The organism is Cupriavidus sp. 01L45 (assembly GCF_056399885.1).
The window spans coordinates 12,770-33,074 of sequence record NZ_JBFTSG010000035.1 but is presented as its reverse complement, the minus strand read 5'-3'; the positions used below and the strand labels follow the sequence as shown (position 1 = coordinate 33,074).

The window sequence follows — 20,305 nt, the reverse complement described above, 5'->3', positions numbered from 1 at the left end:
TCTCAGTCCAGCGCAGGCGCCAGCGACAACAGGCCTGCGCGGCAGCGCGCCAGGAAATCGTCCTTGGCTTCTTCCGCGCCAAGGGTCAGCGGCTTGCCGAAGGTAACGGTGCACAGCAGCGGCACCGGCACGAACTCGCCCTTGGGCATCACGCGGTTGAGGTTATCGATCCACACGGGGACGAACTCCACGTCCCGGCAAACGCACGCCAGGTGGTAGATGCCGCTCTTGAAGGGCAGGAGCCGCTCGTCGGTGGTATTGCGCGTGCCTTCGGGAAACAGGATCAGCGAGTCGCCGCGGCGCACGGCATGCTCCATCAGTGCCACCGGGTCGCTGCCCGGGTCGCTGCGTGTGCGGTCGATCAGCAGCGCGTTGAACACATCCTTGCCGATGAAACGGCGCAAGCCCGATTTGTTCCAGTAGTCCGCGCCCGCCACCGGCCGCGTCAGCGRCCGCAGGTCCGGCGGCAGGCAGCCCCAGATCAGCACGAAATCGCCGTGGCTGCTGTGGTTGGCAAAGTAGATGCGCTGCACCGCGGCGGGCAGGCAGCCGTTCCAGCGGGCCTGCATGCCGGTCAGCAGGCCCGCGAACAGGATGATGGCGCGTGCCACCAGTTTGGAAAGCCACATCTTCCGTTATCTCAGCAGCAGTAGCAGCAAGGCCACCAGTAATTGGAGGGCAGCCAGCGCCCCCGCCCAGTGAAGGAAGCGCAATGCGCCGCGAGCGCGTTGCGCCAGGGAGCGCCCGCCGGACCCGGGCCTGGCCCAGCCCAGCCGCACGAGCGCCTGGTCCAGCGAGCCCAGCATCTCGTCCGTGCCGGCGCTTTGCGAAATATCGGCAAGCGCCGCGAACAGCCGGTGATCGATTGCCACCCGCGCCAGCAGCCACAACTGCACGGCGCCGGACAGGGCCGCCACGATGCCCAGCACCAGGTAGACCTGGCCCGCCGGCGACAAGGTGCCGGCCAGCAGCAGGTTGATCAGCGCCAGCACCAGCCCGGCCCAGAGCAGCCGTGCCGCGCCGTCGAGGCCACCCACCGCGGCGTGCGCCACCCAGCGCTGCGCGGCAACGCCGAGGGGCTCGTCATCATGCATCGGGACCGACATAGCCTGCTCCCCCTGAAGACTGTGCAGCCGCCTGCCGGCGGCCGACGAATTGCGATAGCGCGTCCACGCTGTCCGGGCCCAGCACCACGGCCGGCCGGCCCTTGCGCAGCAGCGCCAGCGCCTGTCCGGCATCGTGCGCGCCGGCACGGCCTGCCAGCCAGGCGGCTGCCACCAGCGCGCTGCGCGAGTAGCCAAGCGCGCAGCATACAAGCACTTTGCGGCCGTCGCGATGCCATGTGTCGAGCACGGCCACCGCTTCATCCAGTTGCGCCTGCGTCGGCACGGTCAGGTCCAGCACCGGCACGCAACGATACAGCGTAGCGCTTGCCAGCCGCGGCAGCTCGGCGGTCAGGTCCAGCACGGCATCCGCCCCGAGCCGGCGCAGTTCGCCGCCGCCGGGAAAACGGCCGACCCAAAGCCCGGGCACGATCTCGCTGGCGCCGGACTGGCTGCGGGTCCACCAGCGCGAATTGGCGAGCGCCCCTAGCAGATAAGGCGCCAGCACCCAGTGCGCGGCCATCGGCATCGTGCCGTCGTGTCCCTTCTGGAACAGGCCAGGCACGCCTTGCCGGTATATCGCCGCGACACAAGCCAGGGACAGGGCCAGCCAGCCCAGCAGCAGCGCCGCGAGCGCCGACACCGGCAACAGCGCCAAGGCAACCGCGCCTACGGCCACGGCACCGGCGGCGTAGCGCCCGGCAAGCTGCCGCGTGCGGGCGCGGGCAGCGGGCCCGCCAATCCACCGCCCCTGCCCGAAGGGAAACAGGAAGACGCAGAACCAGCCCACCRGCCAGCCGGTAGGCACGTCGATGGCATGGTGCTGGTATGTGGTCAGCACCGACACGCCAATCAGGACGAACCAGCCGTGCAGCAGCCAGCGCCATCCGCCTCGCGCGTGGATGGCGTAAGCCACCCACAGGATCACCAGCAAGCTGATATGCAGCGAGGGCGCCTGGTTGAACGGCTTGTCGAAGCCACCCAGCAACGTGAACAGGTGACCGGGCAAGCCGTCAGCCTGCGGGCGGTCGAAGGCAAAGCGCAAGGGGAAGGCGATGAAACACGCCACCGAGATCACTTGCGCCGCCAGCAGGCGCCTGGCGTGCACGAGCAGTTCGGCACGCGTGCGCCACAGGAAGAACGACAAGCCGTAGAGCAGGTCGATCGACCAGTACGGCACGATGCTCCAGGGCACGAAGGGTATGCGCCGCTCCCATTCAAAGTAAAAGAACGGGACTTCGGCGCGCTGGCTCGCCAGCCAGTTGGCCAGACCATACGAGGAAAAGAACAAGGCCCCCATGCCGGCCAGCAGGACCAGCGCCAGGCCCCATGGACGAGCCTCGGCGGGCGCCACGGCAGCTCCCCTTCCCGCCCTGTCCTCGCCCTGCTCGCGCAGCATCATGCCGTCCTGCGCGCCAGGCTGACCGTGAAGATGCCCCACGGATCGATACGCTGCGCAACCTTCTCGAAACCAGCCTGCCGGACCAGTTCGTCCATCTCCGCCTGCGAGCGGCGCCGCATCACCCACGCCGAGCCGGCACGGTGGCTGGTGAGCGCGCGCGCGATGAATTCCAGCTGCGGGTGCCAGGGCTGGCCGGTATAGACCAGATAGCCGCCGGGGGGCACCGCGCGCGACAGTCCGCCCAGCGAACGCGCCACCATGGCGTTGTCGCCGAACAGTTCATAGAGGCCGGAGACAATGGCCAGCGTGGGAGCCGGGTCGAGCGCCGCGAGATCGTCGCCGTCGAAGGCGTCGCCCTTCTCGAAGCGGGCGATATCGGAAAGCCCCTTGCTGCGGATCAGCGCGCGCCCCTGCATGACGTTGATATCGCTGTAGTCGCGCAGCAGAATGCTTTGCACCTGTTGCGCGGCAGTGCCATTGAAGCCCTTGGCGGCCAGCGCCTCCAGGACGTAGCGGCCGTGGCCCGCGGCGATATCGACGATGCGCACCGGCGCGCCGGCAGCGCGCAGGCTGCCGATGGCCATGCCCAGCAGTTCCTCGATATTCACCTTGCGCTGGCGAATCCCCCGCCAGCCGATGGCGTCCAGGTAGTTGCGGTCGACCACCGGACCGACGCCAAACCGCCCTTGCGCCTGATTACAGTAAACGTAATCCAACGTGGAGCCCGAATCGAATCCGGTCTGGTGCCCGAGCCGCACGCCGTCGGACAGCAGGCCGCCGAATTTCAGGCCAGCCCGCGTCAAGGCCCAGTAGATGCCGGCCGGGCTGGCCGCGGACAGCGGACGCGCCAGCCGGTCTGACTCTTCCTTGAAAGCGCCGCTGCGGTCGGCGTCGAGCAGCGTGACAGGCGGCGATGGCGATTCGAACTCGCGCACGATAAAGCGCCGCGCCGCCGCCACAGCCTGCGCCCGATCGCGCTCGCCGAGGGTGTCGTGGTAGAAGCCGTCCAGCACGATGCGCTCCTTGACGCTGGAACCCAGGCGCTCGTAAAACGCGTCCTGCGGCGCGCGGTGCACCACCCAGTCGGCGCCAGAGATCAGCAATTGCGTGGGCACAGTGATGGCGGCCGCATCGGCCACGATACGATCGGCCGTCTCGTAGAGATCCAGCAGGATATTGACCGCGATCGGACGCGTAATCAGCGGATCTTGCTGATAACTGGCAATGCGTTCCAGGTCGTGCGTCAGGAACTTCGCCTTGACGTAGCTGTCGACGAAGAACTTGCCACGCAGCTTGTGCATGAGCTTCAGGCCTGGCCGCGCGAACGGCACGTAAAGCTTGACCTTGAACGCTGGCGAGGCAAGCACCAGGCAGCGAATCCGCGGTGCATAGTCATGCACCCAGGTGGAAGCCAGTACCGCGCCCACGCTCTGGGCTACCACCGCGATGCGTTCCACCGGGATGCCATGGACCGCCGCGATATGGTCGACAAAGGTCTGGATATCGCGCACGGACGTGGCCAGGCTGGGGCTATAGCCGCGCTCGCCGGGCGAACGTCCATGGCCGCGCGCGTCCCAGGCGAAGAATGCGTGGCCGGGCAAGCCCAGTTCGTCCACCAGGTGGGCGATACGGCCCGAGTGCTCATGCCCGCGGTGGAACAGCACGACGGCGCCCTGCGGTGCGTTGTCCGCGGTTGGCCAATGCCGGTAGAACAGCGACTGGCCATCGTGGGTTTCGAACTGCGCCTCGACGGGGGTACGGCTGGTTTGACTATCCACGTAGTATCACTCCACGGGTTGGGAAGAGGATCAGGCGCGCGGTGCCGCCTGTGCACGTGCCTGGCGTAGCTGTTCCGCCTCGGCCACGCCGCGGCGCACCCGGTTGGCGATGGTAAGCAGCGACAGCAGCGACAACAGTACCCACAACCAGTGCGCGGCATATGCGAGGCTCAGGCCGAGCCCGACCCACAAGCCCAGCGCGCCCAGCACCAGGGCCCGGTCGCTCTTGCCAAGCGGGCCGTCATAGCGCCGGCTGGCGCCGGCCAGCGGCCCGATCAGGCCGGCGCACTCGACGATCACGGCCAGGACGGCGAAGACCATGACCTCCCCCGCGCCGAAAGGCGAAACCAGGGCAAATGGCAGGATCAGCGCAAGATCGGAGACGATGTCGCCCAGTTCGTTGAGATAGGCGCCCAGCACGCTTTGCTGGCCATGTTCGCGCGCCAGCATGCCGTCGACGGCGTTAAGGGCCATGCGCATGAACAGCCAGACTGGCATCAGCAGGAAGACTGCGGGCAGCCAGGCCAGCGCGGCCACCAGGGCGCCAATGACCAATGAGCCCGCGGCGGCGGCGAGCGTCACCTGGTTGGCGGTCACGCCGCGCGCGGCGAGGTGCTTCACCAACGGTCGCAGAAGTGCCTGGAATTTCGGTTTGATCTGGTAAAGCGTCATGTTCCATGGCCGTTGAGGCCTTATGTTATTGGCGGCCATGGTGCCTGTACGCACGGCAACCGGCCATGTCAGTTCCCTGCCCCGGCCTCCCGGCCGCCTCCTTGGCGCCCGTCCGGTGTGCTGCGTTCCCGACAATCGGCAAGCATAGCCGGATATTGCACGCTTACGTCATTTTTTAAGAATTTATGAGATTTTCGACACATTCAAGACACGTTTGACAGGCTGCGGCAGCGCGCTGCGTTGCTTTACATGATTGGAGATGCGGCGCGATTTCGCAATATTTTGGATGTCCTGACGGGCATTGCGCGAAATTGCAAGAATTTGGAGAAATCGAAAGGCCGGGCCAGCAACCGCACGGCATAGCGCGGGCAGTGGTTGAGTACCTGGCTGCCCGGCCTGGCGGTCGGGGACATGCATGACAGCATTGTCATGTGCCAGTCATGTTGCCGTGGGCGCGTGCTTTTTAGACTGTCAGCACGGTCGATCCATGCCGGTCGCCGCCCCCTTGAATCCTCGGAGAAAAAGAATGCGTACTCTCAAGCAAGCCCTGCTGGCCACTGCCATTGCCACCACGCTGGCCGGTGCCGCCGGCCTCGCCAGCGCCGCCTCGCGCAGTGTCGACCCGTACCTTGACGGTGCCGCCACCGGCCAGGCCCGGGATATCTATACGCAGGGCGCCAGCAAGCTCGGTGCGCGCGACCCGTTCACCGATGGCGCGCACAACGGCGCGCGCGACCCCTTCACCGACGGCGCCCGCAACGGCACGCGCGACAAGTTCAGCGACGGCGCATGAGCCTCCTCGCTGATCGCCGGGATTCAGCGGATCTCGCTGTAGATATGCCTGGCCTGCTCGGCCGTGGCTAGCGGGCGGCCCAGCGTCCGCGCTCCCTCCGCCGCCTGCCCGACAAGCGCCGCGTTGCCTGGCGCGGTGCTGCCATCGCGCAGCTTCAGGTTGTTCTCGAAGCCCACCCGCACATGCCCGCCAAAGGCGGCGGCCGTGGTCACGCAGGCATTCTCCTCGCGCCCGAAGGCGCAGATCGCCCACGGCAGCGTGCCGTCGAAGGCCTGCAGGAACGGCAGCAGGTCGCGTGGTGACGAAACCTGCCCCGCCGAATACCGGCCCAGCACAAACAGCACCGACCATGCCCCCGGCGGCACCAGGCCGCGCGCGCGCAGCGCTTGCCAGCGCGCTACATCGGCCGCGTCGTACAGGATCATCTGCGCCATCACCCGCTCCCGCGCCAGCCAGCCCAGGAAATCGCCCAGTTCCGCCTCGGGGATATCCGGCACCGCGATTTCGCGCAAGCCGATGGAAACCGCCTCGGGACGGAGTTCGCGCACCATCGCGATCTGTTCCGCGGCGCGGTAGATGCCGGCGGCTTCGCTGGTCACCTGCACCAGCAGTTGATCGCCGACCTCCCGCTTCACGGCGGCAAGCGCTTCGCGATAGATCTGCGCATCCAGGGAGTGGCGCCCGTCGGGCTGGCGCACGTGCATGTGCATCATGGCCGCGCCGGCTTCGAGGCAAGCCCGCGCCTCGGCCGCCAGCGCCGCCGCGGTCGTCGGCACGGCCTGGTGGTCGGCGGCGGTCTTGTAGGCGCCATTGGGCGCCACGGTAATGATCAGCGGCGAATCCGCCAGCAAGATTTGTTCACTCATATTGCACTCGGTGTCGGTGTGGCCGGGGTCGCCCGGCAGGCCTCAGTCGGATACTGAAAGGTTCAGGGTTGGATCTTGGGCAGCTCCGGCGCGATCAGGTCTAGCCCCGCGCGCAGCAAGCGATCGTAACGCTCACGTTCGGCCGCGATGGTCTCGGGCGTCCACTGGTAAAACCCTTCGCCGCTCTTCATGCCGTGGCGGCCGTCCGCCGCGCGCTCGGTCAGGCACCGGGCCGGCACCGCCGAGTTGTTGAAGGTGGGATACATGGTAGCGCCGGCCGCCGCGTGCACGTCGATGCCGGCATGGTCGCGCTGCATGACCGGCCCTGCGGCCAGGAAGCGGAAGCCAAAGCCGAAGCGCACCGCCGCGTCCACATCCTCGGGCGAAGCGATGCCGCGGTCGATCAGATCGAAAGCTTCGCGCGACAAGGCGTGCTGCAGGCGATTGGCGAGGAAACCGGGCAAGTCTTTCTTCACCTTGACCGGCACCATGCCGCAACGGCGCATGAAGGCGATCAGGGCGTCCGCGCCAGCCTCGGCACTGCCCTCTCCCAACACCACCTCCACCAGCGGAACCAGGTGCGCAGGCATGAAGAAATGCAAGCCGAACATGCGCTCGCGGGTGGGCAGGCCTTCGCCGATGGCGCTGATCGGAAAGCTGGAACTATTGCTGGCAAGCATGGCGTCGGGGCGCGCGCGCTGCACCAGGTCGGCGAACAGGGCGCGCTTGATGTCGAGCCGCTCGGGAATGCATTCGATCACCAGGTCCACGGTGCTCCAGTCGACGGCTTCGAGCGATGGGGCCACGGTCAGCCCGGCCAGGCCGGCTTCGGCTGCCGGCCCGATCGCCGCAAGATTGGCGGCGACCTTTGCCGCCACCGCGGCGGCGCGCTGCGCCTCGGTCTCCACCACCGTGGTGCGGCAGTGCGCGCGGGCGAGCACCACGGCCACGTCGGCGCCCATGGTGCCGCCGCCCACCACCACGGCATGGGTGGCGCCGGGAGCGGCTAGAGAAAAGGTTACGGGGGCTTCGGCCATGGTGTTCCTTTGTACTGTCTGTCGGGCGTTGTCGTTGGGGCAGCGTGACCACGCTTGCCATGCAAATATGGCTAACGCAGCGCTTTGCCATTGGTCATGGCGCCCCGGTCTGGCGGGATCGAGCGCCAGTGTAGACAAGCCGCTTTGATTGATGAATCAGATTTTTTGGATAAAATGATCGGCAGATGAGATCAATCCCATGAAAATCAACCTGTCGATGCGCGATGTCGAGACCACGTTGGTGCTTGGCCGGACCCTTAACTTCCGCCAGGCCGCGGGGCAGTTGCACTTGTCGCAGTCGGCGCTTTCGACCCAGATCCTGCGCATTGAGGATTCCCTGGGCGTGCGGCTGTTCGACCGCACCACGCGCACGGTGCGGCTGACCGCGGCGGGCGAGGTCTTCATGCAGCAGGCGGCGATCCTGCAGGCGGCCTTCCGCGATGCCATCGATGCGGTCAGCGGCATTGCCAGCGCCGAACGCGGCCAGGTTGCCGTGGCCGCCCTGCCGTCGCTGGCCGCCCGTTTGCTGCCGCGCGTGCTGATGGCCTATCGCCGGGACCACCCCAAGGTTGCGCTGAAGGTCTACGACACGCTCTCCGGCCCCGCTTTCGACCTGGTGCGCGCCGGCGAGGTGGATTTCGCGCTGACAGCAGCCGATCCGCAGCAGGCCGACCTGCACTATGACCCCATGATGTCGGACCGCTTCGTGCTGCTGATTCCCGGCGAGCACCCGCTGGCGCAGGGCAAGGGGCCGCTGCGGTGGGCCGACACCGTCAGCGCCGAACACGTTTCGATGACGCACCCCAGCAGCGTGCGCCAGTATGCCGAATGGGCTTTCCTGCAGAACCGGATCCGCTTCCAGCCGGTGTTCGAGGCCGAGCACCTTGCCACCATCGCGGCGATGGTGGAATGCGGCTTCGGCGTTGCCGCGCTGCCGGAGATCGCGGCCGGCACCGTGCGCCAGTCCGGCATCGTCGAGCGCCTGCTCACCGCGCCGGTGACGGAGCGCTCCATCGGGCTGGTGACAGCGCGCAACCGCAGCCTGTCGCCGGCGGCGGCGGCTCTGGTCGGCGTGTTGCGCGCCCACTTGGCCCAGGCCGGCGGCGGCGTGCCCGCAGCCGTATGAGAGGCGTGACGGCCACCTCGCCCGGCGCGCCGGCCTGGTGGCACGCGAATCAATACTATGCCGGCCCGCCGGCGCGTTCACGCTCCGCCGCAAGGTAAGCATCGCGCGAAGGCAGCAGGTGATTGCGGCACAGCGCAATCAATGCCTCGCGCCGCCCTTCGCGCAATGCTTCGATCATGGCCCAGTGCTCCTGCCTGGCGCGTTCGCGATAGCCCGCCGCCGCCAGCGAGCCAAAGCGGATCGGATGGGCGCGCCGCGCGTATTCCTCGATGGCTTGCCGCAGCACCGCGTTATCGACCAGCGCGAACAGCTCGCGATGAAAGCGCTGGTTGATGCGGAACACGGCGCGCGCATCGCCGGCGGCTACGGCGACGTCGTGTTCCTGCTGCACCGACACCAGCGCCTGCAGGCGCACCGGCGGCACCGGCAGCGCGATCAGGCTGGCGGCGTGCGCTTCCAGCACCTCCCGCAAGGCATACAGCTCCATCACCTCGCGCGCCGGAAAGGCCCGCACCACGGCACCGACATTGCGCTTGCGCTCGACCACGCCCATGCCTTCCAGCGTGACAAGCAACTGGCGCACCACATGGCGCTTCAGGCCAAAGCGCGCCATCAGGTCGTCCTCGACCAGCCGCTCGCGCGGACTCAGCAAGCCGAAGACGATGTCTTCCTCGAGGATGGCGGCGGCGGCCAGCAGCGCATCCGCACCGCTGCCGGGCGCATCGTCCTGGTTGCCCTGCACCGCCTGCGCATGCGTACCTGCACGGGTTGGTCGATCCATGACAAGGCCCTCAGGACTGGCGCGGCACGGTTTCGTTGGTCTGCGCGGCGCGGAGGAAATCGAAGTCCACGCCCTGGTCGGCCTGCGTCACCGTGGCCAGGAACAGCTTGCGATAGCCGCGCTCGGCGGTGGGCCGCACCACCTCATGCTCGGCCGCACGGCGCGCCAGTTCGGCGTCGTCGACCAGCAGGGATATCTCGCGCCGGGCTACCGACAAGCGGATGCGGTCACCGCTGCGCACGTGGGCAAGCGGGCCGCCGATGGCGGCTTCCGGCGTAACGTGCAGCACGATGGTGCCGGCCGCGGTTCCGCTCATGCGGCCGTCCGAGATGCGCACCATGTCCTTGACGCCGGCGCGTGCAAGCTTCCTGGGAATCGGCATATAGCCGGCCTCGGGCATGCCGGGGGCGCCGGTTGGCCCGATGCGCTTGAGCACCAGGATGTCGTTGGCCCTCACGTCGAGAGTCTCGTCGTCGATGCGCAGGGCCATGTCCTCGGCATTCTCGAACACCACCGCGCGCCCTTCATGCTCCATCAGCACCGGATCGGCGGCGGACTGCTTGATGATGGCGCCACCCGGAGCGAGGTTGCCGCGCAGCACGGCAAGGCCCCCCACCGGGTAGATCGGCGCATCGAAGGGACGGATCACATCCTGCGCGAACGGCGCGGGCGCGGCGTCCAGTTCCTCGCCCAGCGTGCGGCCGGATACGGTGAGCGTGTCGAGATGCAGCAGCGGGCGCAGCTCGCGCAGCAGCGCCGGCATGCCGCCCGCCGCGTGGAAGTCTTCCATGTAGTGCTGGCCGGAGGGTTTCAGGTCAACCAGTACCGGCGTCTCGCGGCTCATGCGGTCCAGCCCCGCCAGGTCGATGTCGATGCCCAGCCGGCCGGCGATGGCGGTCAGGTGCACGATGCCGTTGGTGGACCCGCCGATGGCCAGCAGCACGCGGATGGCGTTCTCGATGGCCTTGCCGGTAAGGATACGGTCCGGCGTCAGGCCGGAGCGGGCCATGGCCACGGCGGTGGTGCCGGTGCGCTCGGCCACCCGCACGCGGTCGGCTGTGACCGCTGGCGCCGAGGCGCCGCCCGCCACCATCATGCCGAGCGCCTCGGTCAGGCAGGCCATGGTGCTGGCCGTGCCCATCACCGAGCAGGTGCCCACGCTGGCAACGAGCTGGTTGTTCACGTCGGCAATCTCGGCCGCGTCGATCTCCTCGGCGCGGTAGCGGCCCCAATAGCGGCGGCAGTCCGTGCAGGCACCCACGCGCTCGCCGCGATGCGAGCCGGTCAGCATCGAACCCGTGACCAGCTGGATCGCCGGCACGCCGGCCGAGGCCGCGCCCATCAGTTGCGCGGGCACCGTCTTGTCGCAACCGCCGATCAGTACCACCGCATCCATCGGCTGGGCGCGGATCATTTCCTCGGTGTCCATCGACATGAGGTTGCGCAGGTACATGCTGGTCGGCGCGGAGAAGCTCTCATGCACCGAGATGGTGGGAAAGTCCACCGGCAGCCCGCCCGCCAGCATGACGCCGCGCTTCACGGCTTCCACCAACTGCGGTGCGTTGCCATGGCAAGGGTTGTAGCTGCTGTTGGTGTTGACGATGCCGATCACCGGGCGCGAAAGCGCGTCGTCGGTATAGCCCGCGCCCTTGATGAAGGCCTTGCGCAGAAACAGCGAAAAGCCCTTGTCACCGTAGTTGGTCAGCCCCTTGCCCAGCCCGCTCTCGGCGTCATGCGCGGGCTCGAAGGGGTCCTGCGCCGCAGTAGAGGGGTTCTTGGGGGAGTCCTGGGAGCCGGCCATTCTTATCTCCAATAATATTATTGATAATCCAGGAGGGCATGATAGCTGGCACGGCAATACCGACGCAATGGGAAATTGGATCCGCTGGCTTTAATTGAAAATTCAGATCAGTCGATAGAAAACTTCTGATTCTTCAATCAAGAGACGCCCCCTACACTCTGCCGTAGCGACGAGCCGGGCGTCCCGCGCTGCACTGCAGCGCAAGTTTTCCCATTCATACCAACCCGGCGCAGGAGATCCTCATGACCGGCATTCGACGCCCCGCTCGCCACAGCGTTTCCGCGCCCCGGCGCCAACTGTTGCTTTCCGTCCTGGCCACTGCCGGCGCGTTGCTGGCAGGCGCCATCGCCTTCCCCGGCCTGGCCGCCGCGGCCGACTATCCTTCCAAGCCGATCCGGCTGGTTGTGCCCTATCCCCCTGGTGGCGCCACCGACGTCATTGGCCGCACGCTGGCCCAGCACCTGTCCAGCGCGCTAGGCCAACAGGTCGTGGTCGACAACCGTGCCGGCGCCGCCGGCAATATCGGCGCGGAACTGGTGGCCAAGGCTCCGGCCGACGGCTACACCTTGCTGATGGGCGCGCTGACCAGCCATGCGATCAACGCTGCGCTGTACAAGAGCCGCGTTTCCTATGACATCGAGAAAAGCTTTGCCCCGGTGGCAATCGTCGGCACCGTGCCGCTGGTGTTCGTGGTCAATCCCAGCGTCAAGGCCAGYAGCCTGCCGCAACTGATCGCGCTGGCCAAATCCACCCCCGGCACGATTACCTTCGCCTCCGCCGGCAACGGTTCGCCGCAGCACCTGGCCGGCGAGATGTTCAAGCGCATGGCGGGCGTGGACATGCTGCACGTGCCGTACAAAGGCAGCGGCCCCGCCATGACCGATCTGATCGGCGGCCAGGTGCTCAGCATGGTCGAGACCGTGCCGGCGGCGCAGGCCTACGTCAAAGGCGGCAAGATCCGCGCGCTGGCCGTCACCACCAGCGAGCGCGTGACGGCGCTGCCTGATGTCCCGACCGCCAGCGAAGCGGGCCTGAAGGACTTCGAGGTCAACTCCATGTTCGGCATCGTGGCGCCGGCCGGCACCCCGGCCCCAGTGGTGGACCGGCTCAACGCGGAACTGAAGAAGATCCTCGCCGAACCCGACGTGAAGGCCTCGCTGCTCAAGCAAGGTGCCATCGCCACCTGGACCACGCCGGCGCAAACGCAGGCCCGCATCAAGTCCGAGCTGGCGAAATGGACGGCGGTGATCCGGGAAGCCGGTGTCAAGCCTGAGTAAACGCGGCGGAACTAAGCGCGGCGGAACGCCCGAGGGCTGGCCATGCGAGCCCTCGCATCCGGCATGGCGTTGCCCGCCCCGTCGCGCAAGTGACGCGGCGGGCGCAGTTCGCTCCGGCTCTTGACACCCCGATGATTGCGCCTATCATGACAAGCGCAATGCTGCGCCGCAGCAAGCAATGATTGCCACCGGCGAAATCCCTTCGCACGCGTTGCATCGTCCATCGGAGACGCTTATGGCCACCCCCTCTCACTCCGAAGTCATCGAAGTGCCCGCGCCCTATCCGGGCATGGCTTTTGGCCTGGTTGGCGCGTGGGCGCAAGTGGCCCAGAAGATCGGCGCGCTGAACCTGGAAACCGCCAGGGCCGCGGTCGCCGAGAGCAGCGAGTACTTTCGCGAAGCGGTAACGCAGCCGCTGGGCTTCGCCTTGTTCCGGCCGGAACTGGCCGACGTGATTACCGAGCACTTTGCCGCGTATGCCAACAGCCTGCAAGAAATCCTGTTCGGCGCGAACGGGGAATTTACCGGCGAACTGCAACGCCAGCTCGCCGCGATGACCGGTCAGGATCCGTTTCAGTGGTGCCTGATGGGACGGGATTTCCTGCCGGACTATGGCAGCACCCTGCCCAACATGAGCGTGGCGATGACGGGGTGGGTCGCGGCCTGCCTGCCGGGCGCCAAGCCGCTGCCTGTAGCAACAGCCGAACCCGCGCAGCGCAAAACGCCGCTGCTGGCAGCACCGGCCGACGCCAGGCCGGGCGCGGCAGCGGAATAAGCCGGAGCGCGGTTGCCCAGGTCAACTAGACCTCGACCACCAGCATGGAGGCCGCCGCATTGCCCGTCACCCGGCTCAGATGGCCCTTGCCGGTAACGTCTTCCAGCAGCAATGCGCTTCCCGCGCCGAGGGACCGGCGCTGCCCGTCCGAAGCTTCGAACTCCATCTCACTACTGAGCAGGACAATCCACATGCGGATTGGGGAAGGATGGAGTTCGCCGCGCCACCCGCAAGGCAGCAGCAGGAAACCGTAGCGGGATGCCTGCCCGAACGCCGAAACGTTGAACGCCGGCGCGGGCGGAGCGAACTGGCGGGGGACGGTCTCGATCGCAACCGGCCCGAAGTGGGATTCTCCGGCTGCGTCGGCATGGATTCGCTCATAGGCTAGTACCGGCGTCAGCGATGCCATCTCAACCCTCCCGTACACACGAAAAGCGCTGATCAGGAAAGTCCGTATCAGCGCTCGCCAGGCCGCCCCGCTTTCCGGCATGGGCCGTCACTGGCAGGCGGTACCGGGCACAGGCTTGCCCGAGTGGGTCACGCCCTGGCACGCGTCGCCGACATTGGTATCGGCATCGAAGGCCGCGCTGTTGTACGGCTTGAGCCGGCCGGCTACCGTGCAGCAAAAACGCGGCTCCGACGGGGCCTGCGCAGCCGGAGCAGCCGACGTGGGCGGCGGCGGCGGCGGGGGCGGCGCGTTCTTCACCATGCGGGCGGAGGTGGGCGCTTGCGCCGGGCTTGCGGTGGGCGCCGGAGCGGGGGCGGGGGCAGGAGCGGGAGCAGCGCGAGAAGCTGGCTGCCTGGAGGCCTGGGCGGCGGCATCCTGCTCATCGTCATCGGGGGAAACGCACTGGCCCTTCTGGCAGATTCGCTCCCCTTTGCACTGCATGTCATATTGGCAACCCGCTGCATTCGCATGCAGCGGTAGCGCTATCGCCATCGACGTGGCGAACAGCAAGCCCAGCGTTCTCATATGCCCTCCTACGCGACCGCCATCGATAAACGCTCACGCAGCGTCCCCACTCAGCGCTAGCGCCATCTTCAGCCTCCGGCATCTGCGGCCCGGCGGCCCTGGCCTCCTGGCTGAAYACCGGGTTGGCCGGAGCGTTCAACCACCATCTTTAGAATAGCCAGCGATAGGGCACATCGGAGCACCGCGCGGAAAATTTTGTGAGCGCCGCCCCACCAACGATCGCGGTGGCTTGCAAAGCGGCATCCGGTTTCCAGCGCGGTCCCGACCAACCATGCCGTGACAGCGCGGGCGCCGAAACTTGCCGCGACGCGCCCTTGCACAAAGCGAACTTCCTGTTCAGCGCACCAGGAGCACTCGCAGCGTCAACGGCGCAGCCCGTCCACGTGCGCGCGTGCCTGGTCCCGCCGCGCGGCCTCGGCGACTTCGTTTGTCACCACCGTCTGGCCGATCGGCGCCAGCGCGATGCCGGCCAGCTTGAGATGCTGGATGGCAAAAGGAATGCCGATGATGGTGACAAAACAGGCAATGGCGGATGCCACATGGCCAAGCGCGAGCCAGACGCCGGCGAAGACGAACCAGATCACGTTACCGGCCAGGCCAAGGGCACCGGTGCCGATGTCATCCCGCTGGTGCAGTTCGCGGCGGCTGATAGCCTGCTTGCCGAACGGGAAGAAGGTGAATTTACCGATCACGAAGCAGGCCTTGCCCCATGGGATCCCGACGATGGAAACGAAGGCGAGCAGCCCGGCCAGCCACCAGGCCAGGCCCATGAATACACCGCCGAGGATGAACCAGAGAAAATTTAAGATGGCACGCATGAATCTCCCTCAGACAATTGAAGTCACGGCAGATGATACGCGAAGGTAACTTGCTTGCCCGCGGGCACAAGGCATGGCGTGCGCCAGACAGGATCGAGACCTTGTAAGATCATCGTCGAACGCCATCCCGGAACGCTTCCCCGCACACGAAAAGGCAGGGTGATCGACGACTTCAAGAAGGTCAACGACCGCTATGGCCACGATATCGGCGACGACGTGCTCAAGCGCGTTGCCGCGGAGATCAGGGAGGTGATGGCCGGTTGCCAGTTCGCGCGCCTGGGCGGCGAGGAGTTCGGCATCTACCTGAGCGAGATGTCGCGCGCCGAGGCGGAGGTACGTATCGACCTGCTGTGCCGCAGCGTCCGGGATCTGCCTTCGGCCCATCCGGTAACCATCAGCATTGGCGTCGCCCACCTGGACGGTGACACGCTCACCAAAGCCCTCATCAAAGCCGACGAGGCGCTCTATGATTCAAAGAGGACCGGCAAGGATAAATACACGTTCCACCGGGAAGCCAGTGCGCCGGGCGCCAAAGCCGGCCTGACCGGCCAGAACGCTGTTGGCTAGGGCGTTACTGGCGGGCCCGCTGGCCGGGCATCTCCCGGAACATCCGGCGCCACCCGGCGCAAGAGGATCGCCATGACCCGCTTCAGCACGCTACGCGCCACCTGGCTGGCATCCGCCTGCCTGACCGGCGCGGCACTGGCCCAGCAAAGCACCGTTGTCATCAACCAAAGCGGCGTCTCGGCCTCGGGAGCCTCCGGCAGCAGTGTCGTCGTCATCAATGGCCAGGTGCAGTCTTCCGTCGACGCCACCAAGGGAACGGGTCCCGAAAGGACCGAACGGCGCACGGTCGGGGCGTTTTCAAGCGTGCGGCTCAATGCCCCTGTCGAAGCGGTATTTTCGGCGTCGCCCACCGCGTCCGTTTCCATCACTGGCCCCGCGGACATCCTGCCGCTGATCGTGACCACCGTTGCAGACGGCAAGCTGTCGATCGGTCTCACGGCAGCGTGCGCGCCGCCATCTCCGGCTCGGGCGAGGTGGACGCCAGCGCGCTGCGCGCGCAAAGGCTGGATGCGCAACTGAGCGGCTCGGGACGTATCCTCGGATACGCTTCGGATGCCGCCAGCGTGGCACTGACGGGATCGGGCGATATCGTGGTCGCCGGCAGGCCGCCCCAGCGCGCGGTCAGCCGGACCGGCTCGGGCCAGGTGTATTTCGAGTAGCCGCGCGCCGGATTGCTACCATGCGGCCAGCCCGTCCACGGCCTGTTGGGTGATGGCGACGCCATGCCGCACCGTGGCATCGCGCCAAGGCTGGGCCACCGGGATGAAGGCATCGAGCATGTCCGCCCGCAACTGCGCATAACGCCCGGTGCCGCGCTCCGCCCTGAAGCGCAGCCATTGGTCCAGACGCAGTGCATGCCCCATATTGCTGCCCCGCGTACCAAACTCGACCACCGCGCCCACCAGCGGCCGCTCCCCGAGGAAACGTTCGACGCCATGGAATACCAGCCCGCTATAGGCCGGCCGTGCCAGGCCGTGCGGGCGGACACCGAGCACGCGCTGCTCACCCCACCAGCTGGCGGCACGCGCCTGCTGGCCGCTGCCATCCGGGTTGAAGCACAGGAAGAAGGGTTCGCCGTACTCGCCGATGCCGGTATGCCAGTCGATCAGGCCGACCCGCCCGGCATGCGCCAGGTGCTCCCGCACGATGGTCTCCAGCGTCAGGTTTGACCACTCCCGGTGGTGGCCGCCGAACACCAGACCATCGGGGTGGCTGTACTGGCCGCGGGCGCGCGTGTCGAACAGGGCGTCGGCGCCATGCCTGGCCCCGTAGGCTTGCGCCGCGGCTTCCGCGTCGGCAACGCTGTCCCAGCTCCACTCCGCCGGAATCAGGCTGGCATGCAGTTCCGCATAGCCGGGATTGGCGGGAACCGGCTGCGCCGCGTCGAAGAGATGCGCGGCGAAGTTGCGATTCAGGTCGACATTGTTTTCGGTGGTGCGGGTGCCGTGCGCGAAGCCATAGGGATTGAGGCCGTGCACCAGCAGCACGCCCAGCCCCGCGGGCAATTGCCGGGCCGGCGCGCTGCGCAGCCATGCGACCTGCGCGGCCGAGCCGGCGTAGCCTTCCTGGCCATGGGTGCCACTGATCAGGACCAGCTGGCGCGGCGCGCGCGCGTCGCCGAGATGCGCCACGTCGATGGCCAGCGGCTCGCCGGCCGGCCCGCTGGCGTGCGGATGCGGGTAGACGCTGAGCGCCGCGCCGGCCGCATCGGCAGCCGCGCGGAACTTGTTGCGGGCGCCGGTGTAGTCCGGCGCGTAGAAGTCCGTGAAATCCATCGGGATATCGTCCGCGCTTATTCGGTGAAGGCGACGGTGACACCCGCCGCTTCGGCCGGCGGCACCACCAACAGGCCGTCGATTTCCGCGATACCGCGCACCTCGCCCGCCGCCAGTGCGGCACGCGCCGTTTCCAGCGCCGTCGTGCGCAGTACCAGCGCGACCATGCGGTCGCGCCCGTCGATCAGCGGCGGCACGCTGGCGCCAAAGCGGCGCACTGCCGCTTCCGGGCTTAGCACCACCACGGAGGCGCCCCCGGCGCGCAGCCGTTGCCCGTGCTGCCCCTGGCTCACGTGCTCGCTGCCAAACAGCCGCGCCAGCAGGCCAATGGTGCGCGCCGGGTCGGCTGCCGCGATCACGTATTCCGCGACGCCGGTCACGCCATTGGGATGCGCCTGCCAGTGGCCGCGCCAGACCAGCTCGGGCGTGAAGTGGTGGCAGAAGTAGATGCGGCCGTTGGGCACCTGGTGGGCCGCCAGCCGCACCGTGCGAAAGCGCGCGTCGGCGGTGGCGCCGGGCAGCTCAACCGGGCGCGTGAACTCGCGCGGGGGCCCTTCCACCTCCAGCCCGCGCGCCAGTATCTCGCGGTGCAGCCCGGTCGAGTCGGCGCTCTTGAAGACCAGCCCGGTCAGGCCCGGGGGCTCGGCCAGCAGGTCGCCGCGGCCCGTGGTGGCCTTGCCGGCTTCGAAGCCCAGCAACTCCAGGTAGTCCGTGTCGAAGATCGCCAGGTGGTTGCTCGACCCGAGGGAATGGTGGCCGCGCGGCGTGAGCTGGAAGCCAAGCCTGCGATAGCGGCTGGCCGCGTCATCCAGGCGTTCGTGGACATTGACGACCACGTGGTCGAGCAGCGGGATCAGGTTCGGCATTTCAGGGTTCCGTTTGAACGGGCGCGGGCTGGGATGGGATGGGATGGGAAGGCTATGTCCGCGGCCGGAGCGCATGGAGATTACGTGAGCCTGGCCCGTTACCCAACTGCGCGTTTCGTCTTTGCTTATGCGTGCCGATGCCATGCCGGGGCGGCAGCGCAGCGAGCGCCGCCACCAGCCAACTACCGTCTTTGCTTAGACGAAAAGCGCGTTTCCCTCGCGCGGCGGCGCCCCCTACACTCGCTGGCTGTCCAGCCTTAGTGCTTTTCTCGATCCTTGTGGAACCCCAGCCATGTCCCTGACCCGACGCGACTTCCTGATCCAATCCGGCGCCCTTGCCGCTGGCGCCGCCCTGCCGGGCACGCTGCTGGCACAGTCCGCCGAAGCGCCGCGCAAGGGCGGCGTGCTGACGGTCCTGCTGGGCGGCGAGCAGCGCATCCTCAACCCTGCGCTGCGCGCATCCACCGGCGTCTACGTGGTCTCCAGCAAGATCATCGAATCGCTGGTGGACCTGGACGCCAGCGGCAGGCCGGCACCCGTGCTAGCCACCAGCTGGAGCAGCTCGCCGGACGGCAAGACCATTACCTTCAAGCTGCGCGAGGGTGTCACCTGGCATGACGGCAAGCCCTTCACCTCGGCCGACGTGCAGTACAACGCGCTGGAACTGTGGAAGAAGCACCTGAACTACGGCACCGCGCTGCACCTGTACCTGGAAGCCGTCGACACGCCCAATGCGCAGACCGCGGTGTTCCGCTATTCCCGCCCGATGCCGATCGAGCTGCTGCTGCGCGCGCTGTGCGACCTGGGCTACGTGGTGCCACGCCATAAGTTCGAAGGCACCAGCGTATTGGAAAATCCGGCCAATACCGCGCCCATCGGCACGGGTCCCTTCCGCTTCGTCCAGTATGAGCGCGGTCAGTTCGTGATCGCCGAGCGCAATGCCGCTTACTGGCGCAAGAACACGCCTTACCTGGACCGCGTGGTGTGGCGCATCGTCACCGACAAATCAGCCGCTGCCGCCGCGATCGAAACCGGCGAGGCACAGCTGACCACCTATTCGCACGTGGGGCTGGCCGACCTCGAGCGCTTCAAGAAAGACGGTCGCTTCAAGGTGTCCACCAAGGGCCTGGAGGCAAATTCGTACAACAACACGCTGGAGTTCAACGTGCGCCGCAAGGAGCTGTCGGACGTGCGGGTGCGCCGCGCCATCGCGCACGCCATTGACGTGGAGTTCTTCATCAAGAATTTCCTGTACGGCACCGCCAAGCCGGCCACCGGCCCGATCCCCTCGACGTCGTCCTTCTATCCGGGTGGCAAGCAGCCCTACCCGTTCGACCGCAAGCGCGCCGAGGCCCTGCTCGACGAAGCCGGCTTCAAGCGCGGCGCCGACGGCAACCGCTTCACGCTCAAGCTGGTGCCGATCCAGAACGGCGAGGACGTGCCGCTGTTCGCCACCTTCGTGCAGCAGTCGCTGGCCCAGGTGGGCATCAAGGTCACGGTGCAGCAGCTCGACATCGCCGGCGCGCTGTCGACCGTCTACCGCGACTGGAATTTCGACCTGGCCACGGGCTGGCACCAGTACCGCGGCGATCCGGCGGTCTCGACCACCGTCTGGTACCGCTCCGGCAGCCCCAAGGGCGCGCCCTGGACCAACCAGTACGGCTGGCAATCGGCCAAGGTCGACAAGCTGATCGACGATGCCGCTTCGGAAATCAACCCGGCCAGGCGCAAGGCGCTCTATGCCGAATGGGTCAAGGAGGTCAACGACGAGCTGCCGGTCTGGATGGTGACGGAGCGCGAGTTCTACTCGATCACCAGCAAGCGCGTGCACAACGACCACAACACGCCGCGCTGGCCCTCCAGCAGCTGGTATGACACCTGGCTTTCGGCCTGAG

The 20,305-nt window shown here is 67.3% G+C and carries 23 protein-coding genes; 8 read left to right on the top strand and 15 right to left on the bottom strand.

What is annotated here, in order from left to right:
• Nucleotides 1–2: 2 nt before the first annotated feature.
• From AC1DT6_RS23090 to AC1DT6_RS23065, 6 genes are all read right to left on the bottom strand, one after another.
• Entirely contained in the window at nt 3–629 is a 627-nt protein-coding gene (locus AC1DT6_RS23090) for a lysophospholipid acyltransferase family protein (RefSeq protein WP_477114928.1), read from the bottom strand.
• A 6-nt stretch (nt 630–635) separates the two neighbouring features.
• Nucleotides 636–1,106 carry a hypothetical protein gene (locus AC1DT6_RS23085; protein WP_441628491.1) on the bottom strand — a complete coding sequence of 157 codons (471 nt, stop codon included), beginning with the start codon at nt 1,104–1,106 and terminating at the stop codon, nt 636–638.
• Nucleotides 1,087–2,502, bottom strand: coding sequence for a phosphatase PAP2/dual specificity phosphatase family protein (locus AC1DT6_RS23080; RefSeq protein ID WP_477114937.1), 1,416 nt, complete (start codon nt 2,500–2,502; stop codon nt 1,087–1,089). The genes AC1DT6_RS23085 and AC1DT6_RS23080 overlap by 20 nt, the downstream gene beginning before the upstream one ends.
• Nucleotides 2,502–4,283, bottom strand: a complete 1,782-nt coding sequence (locus tag AC1DT6_RS23075) for a bifunctional alpha/beta hydrolase/class I SAM-dependent methyltransferase (protein ID WP_441628493.1) — start codon at nt 4,281–4,283, stop codon at nt 2,502–2,504. The genes AC1DT6_RS23080 and AC1DT6_RS23075 overlap by 1 nt, the downstream gene beginning before the upstream one ends.
• 30 nt (nt 4,284–4,313) lie before the next feature.
• Entirely contained in the window at nt 4,314–4,955 is a 642-nt protein-coding gene (locus AC1DT6_RS23070; protein WP_441628495.1) for a CDP-alcohol phosphatidyltransferase family protein, read from the bottom strand.
• 183 nt (nt 4,956–5,138) lie between these two features.
• Complete coding sequence (locus AC1DT6_RS23065; protein ID WP_441628497.1) at nt 5,139–5,372, bottom strand: hypothetical protein; 234 nt, start codon at nt 5,370–5,372, stop codon at nt 5,139–5,141.
• 109 nt (nt 5,373–5,481) lie between these two features.
• Between AC1DT6_RS23065 and AC1DT6_RS23060 the strand changes: the two genes are divergently transcribed.
• Nucleotides 5,482–5,748 carry a hypothetical protein gene (locus tag AC1DT6_RS23060; RefSeq protein WP_035862830.1) on the top strand — a complete coding sequence of 89 codons (267 nt, stop codon included), beginning with the start codon at nt 5,482–5,484 and terminating at the stop codon, nt 5,746–5,748.
• A gap of 23 nt (nt 5,749–5,771) precedes the next feature.
• On the opposite strand, the gene AC1DT6_RS23055 is transcribed toward AC1DT6_RS23060, so the two are convergent.
• Nucleotides 5,772–6,614 (bottom strand): beta-keto acid cleavage family enzyme, encoded by an 843-nt coding sequence (locus AC1DT6_RS23055; RefSeq protein ID WP_441628499.1) that lies wholly within the window; start codon nt 6,612–6,614, stop codon nt 5,772–5,774.
• 62 nt (nt 6,615–6,676) lie between these two features.
• Complete coding sequence (locus AC1DT6_RS23050; RefSeq protein WP_441628501.1) at nt 6,677–7,651, bottom strand: 3-hydroxyacyl-CoA dehydrogenase family protein; 975 nt, start codon at nt 7,649–7,651, stop codon at nt 6,677–6,679.
• Nucleotides 7,652–7,850: 199 nt separating this feature from the next.
• Between AC1DT6_RS23050 and AC1DT6_RS23045 the strand changes: the two genes are divergently transcribed.
• On the top strand, nt 7,851–8,777 hold the full coding sequence (locus tag AC1DT6_RS23045) for a LysR family transcriptional regulator (RefSeq protein ID WP_441628503.1): 927 nt from the start codon (nt 7,851–7,853) through the stop codon (nt 8,775–8,777).
• A gap of 55 nt (nt 8,778–8,832) precedes the next feature.
• On the opposite strand, the gene AC1DT6_RS23040 is transcribed toward AC1DT6_RS23045, so the two are convergent.
• Both AC1DT6_RS23040 and AC1DT6_RS23035 read right to left on the bottom strand, forming a co-directional pair.
• Entirely contained in the window at nt 8,833–9,558 is a 726-nt protein-coding gene (locus AC1DT6_RS23040; RefSeq protein WP_441628505.1) for a GntR family transcriptional regulator, read from the bottom strand.
• Between the two features lie 10 nt (nt 9,559–9,568).
• Entirely contained in the window at nt 9,569–11,359 is a 1,791-nt protein-coding gene (locus AC1DT6_RS23035) for an IlvD/Edd family dehydratase (protein ID WP_477102542.1), read from the bottom strand.
• Nucleotides 11,360–11,601: 242 nt separating this feature from the next.
• Between AC1DT6_RS23035 and AC1DT6_RS23030 the strand changes: the two genes are divergently transcribed.
• Together AC1DT6_RS23030 and AC1DT6_RS23025 are read left to right on the top strand one after the other, a co-directional pair.
• Nucleotides 11,602–12,636, top strand: a complete 1,035-nt coding sequence (locus AC1DT6_RS23030) for a Bug family tripartite tricarboxylate transporter substrate binding protein (protein WP_441628509.1) — start codon at nt 11,602–11,604, stop codon at nt 12,634–12,636.
• Between the two features lie 235 nt (nt 12,637–12,871).
• Complete coding sequence (locus AC1DT6_RS23025) at nt 12,872–13,411, top strand: hypothetical protein (protein WP_441628511.1); 540 nt, start codon at nt 12,872–12,874, stop codon at nt 13,409–13,411.
• A gap of 25 nt (nt 13,412–13,436) precedes the next feature.
• Here the strand turns inward: AC1DT6_RS23025 and AC1DT6_RS23020 are convergent, their stop codons facing one another.
• The 3 genes from AC1DT6_RS23020 to AC1DT6_RS23010 form a co-directional block, all read right to left on the bottom strand.
• Nucleotides 13,437–13,820, bottom strand: a complete 384-nt coding sequence (locus tag AC1DT6_RS23020) for a cupin domain-containing protein (RefSeq protein WP_035862823.1) — start codon at nt 13,818–13,820, stop codon at nt 13,437–13,439.
• Nucleotides 13,821–13,907: 87 nt separating this feature from the next.
• Nucleotides 13,908–14,384 (bottom strand): hypothetical protein, encoded by a 477-nt coding sequence (locus AC1DT6_RS23015; RefSeq protein ID WP_441628513.1) that lies wholly within the window; start codon nt 14,382–14,384, stop codon nt 13,908–13,910.
• Nucleotides 14,385–14,746: 362 nt separating this feature from the next.
• On the bottom strand, nt 14,747–15,202 hold the full coding sequence (locus AC1DT6_RS23010; protein ID WP_045241077.1) for a YccF domain-containing protein: 456 nt from the start codon (nt 15,200–15,202) through the stop codon (nt 14,747–14,749).
• 159 nt (nt 15,203–15,361) lie between these two features.
• On the opposite strand from AC1DT6_RS23010, the gene AC1DT6_RS23005 reads away from it, so the two are divergent.
• The 3 genes from AC1DT6_RS23005 (at nt 15,362) to AC1DT6_RS22995 (ending at nt 16,428) form a co-directional block, all read left to right on the top strand.
• Nucleotides 15,362–15,769 (top strand): GGDEF domain-containing protein, encoded by a 408-nt coding sequence (locus tag AC1DT6_RS23005; RefSeq protein WP_441628515.1) that lies wholly within the window; start codon nt 15,362–15,364, stop codon nt 15,767–15,769.
• Between the two features lie 72 nt (nt 15,770–15,841).
• Complete coding sequence (locus tag AC1DT6_RS23000; RefSeq protein WP_477114927.1) at nt 15,842–16,288, top strand: GIN domain-containing protein; 447 nt, start codon at nt 15,842–15,844, stop codon at nt 16,286–16,288.
• Nucleotides 16,213–16,428 (top strand): GIN domain-containing protein, encoded by a 216-nt coding sequence (locus tag AC1DT6_RS22995; RefSeq protein ID WP_477114926.1) that lies wholly within the window; start codon nt 16,213–16,215, stop codon nt 16,426–16,428. The genes AC1DT6_RS23000 and AC1DT6_RS22995 overlap by 76 nt, the downstream gene beginning before the upstream one ends.
• Before the next feature lie 15 nt (nt 16,429–16,443).
• Here the strand turns inward: AC1DT6_RS22995 and AC1DT6_RS22990 are convergent, their stop codons facing one another.
• Entirely contained in the window at nt 16,444–17,565 is a 1,122-nt protein-coding gene (locus AC1DT6_RS22990; protein WP_477102583.1) for a M14 family metallopeptidase, read from the bottom strand.
• Entirely contained in the window at nt 17,562–18,410 is an 849-nt protein-coding gene (locus AC1DT6_RS22985) for a VOC family protein (protein WP_441628519.1), read from the bottom strand. The genes AC1DT6_RS22990 and AC1DT6_RS22985 overlap by 4 nt, the downstream gene beginning before the upstream one ends.
• A gap of 292 nt (nt 18,411–18,702) precedes the next feature.
• Here AC1DT6_RS22985 and AC1DT6_RS22980 point away from each other — a divergent pair, with 292 nt between their 5' ends.
• Entirely contained in the window at nt 18,703–20,304 is a 1,602-nt protein-coding gene (locus AC1DT6_RS22980) for an ABC transporter substrate-binding protein (protein WP_441628521.1), read from the top strand.
• Nucleotide 20,305 lies beyond the last annotated feature (1 nt).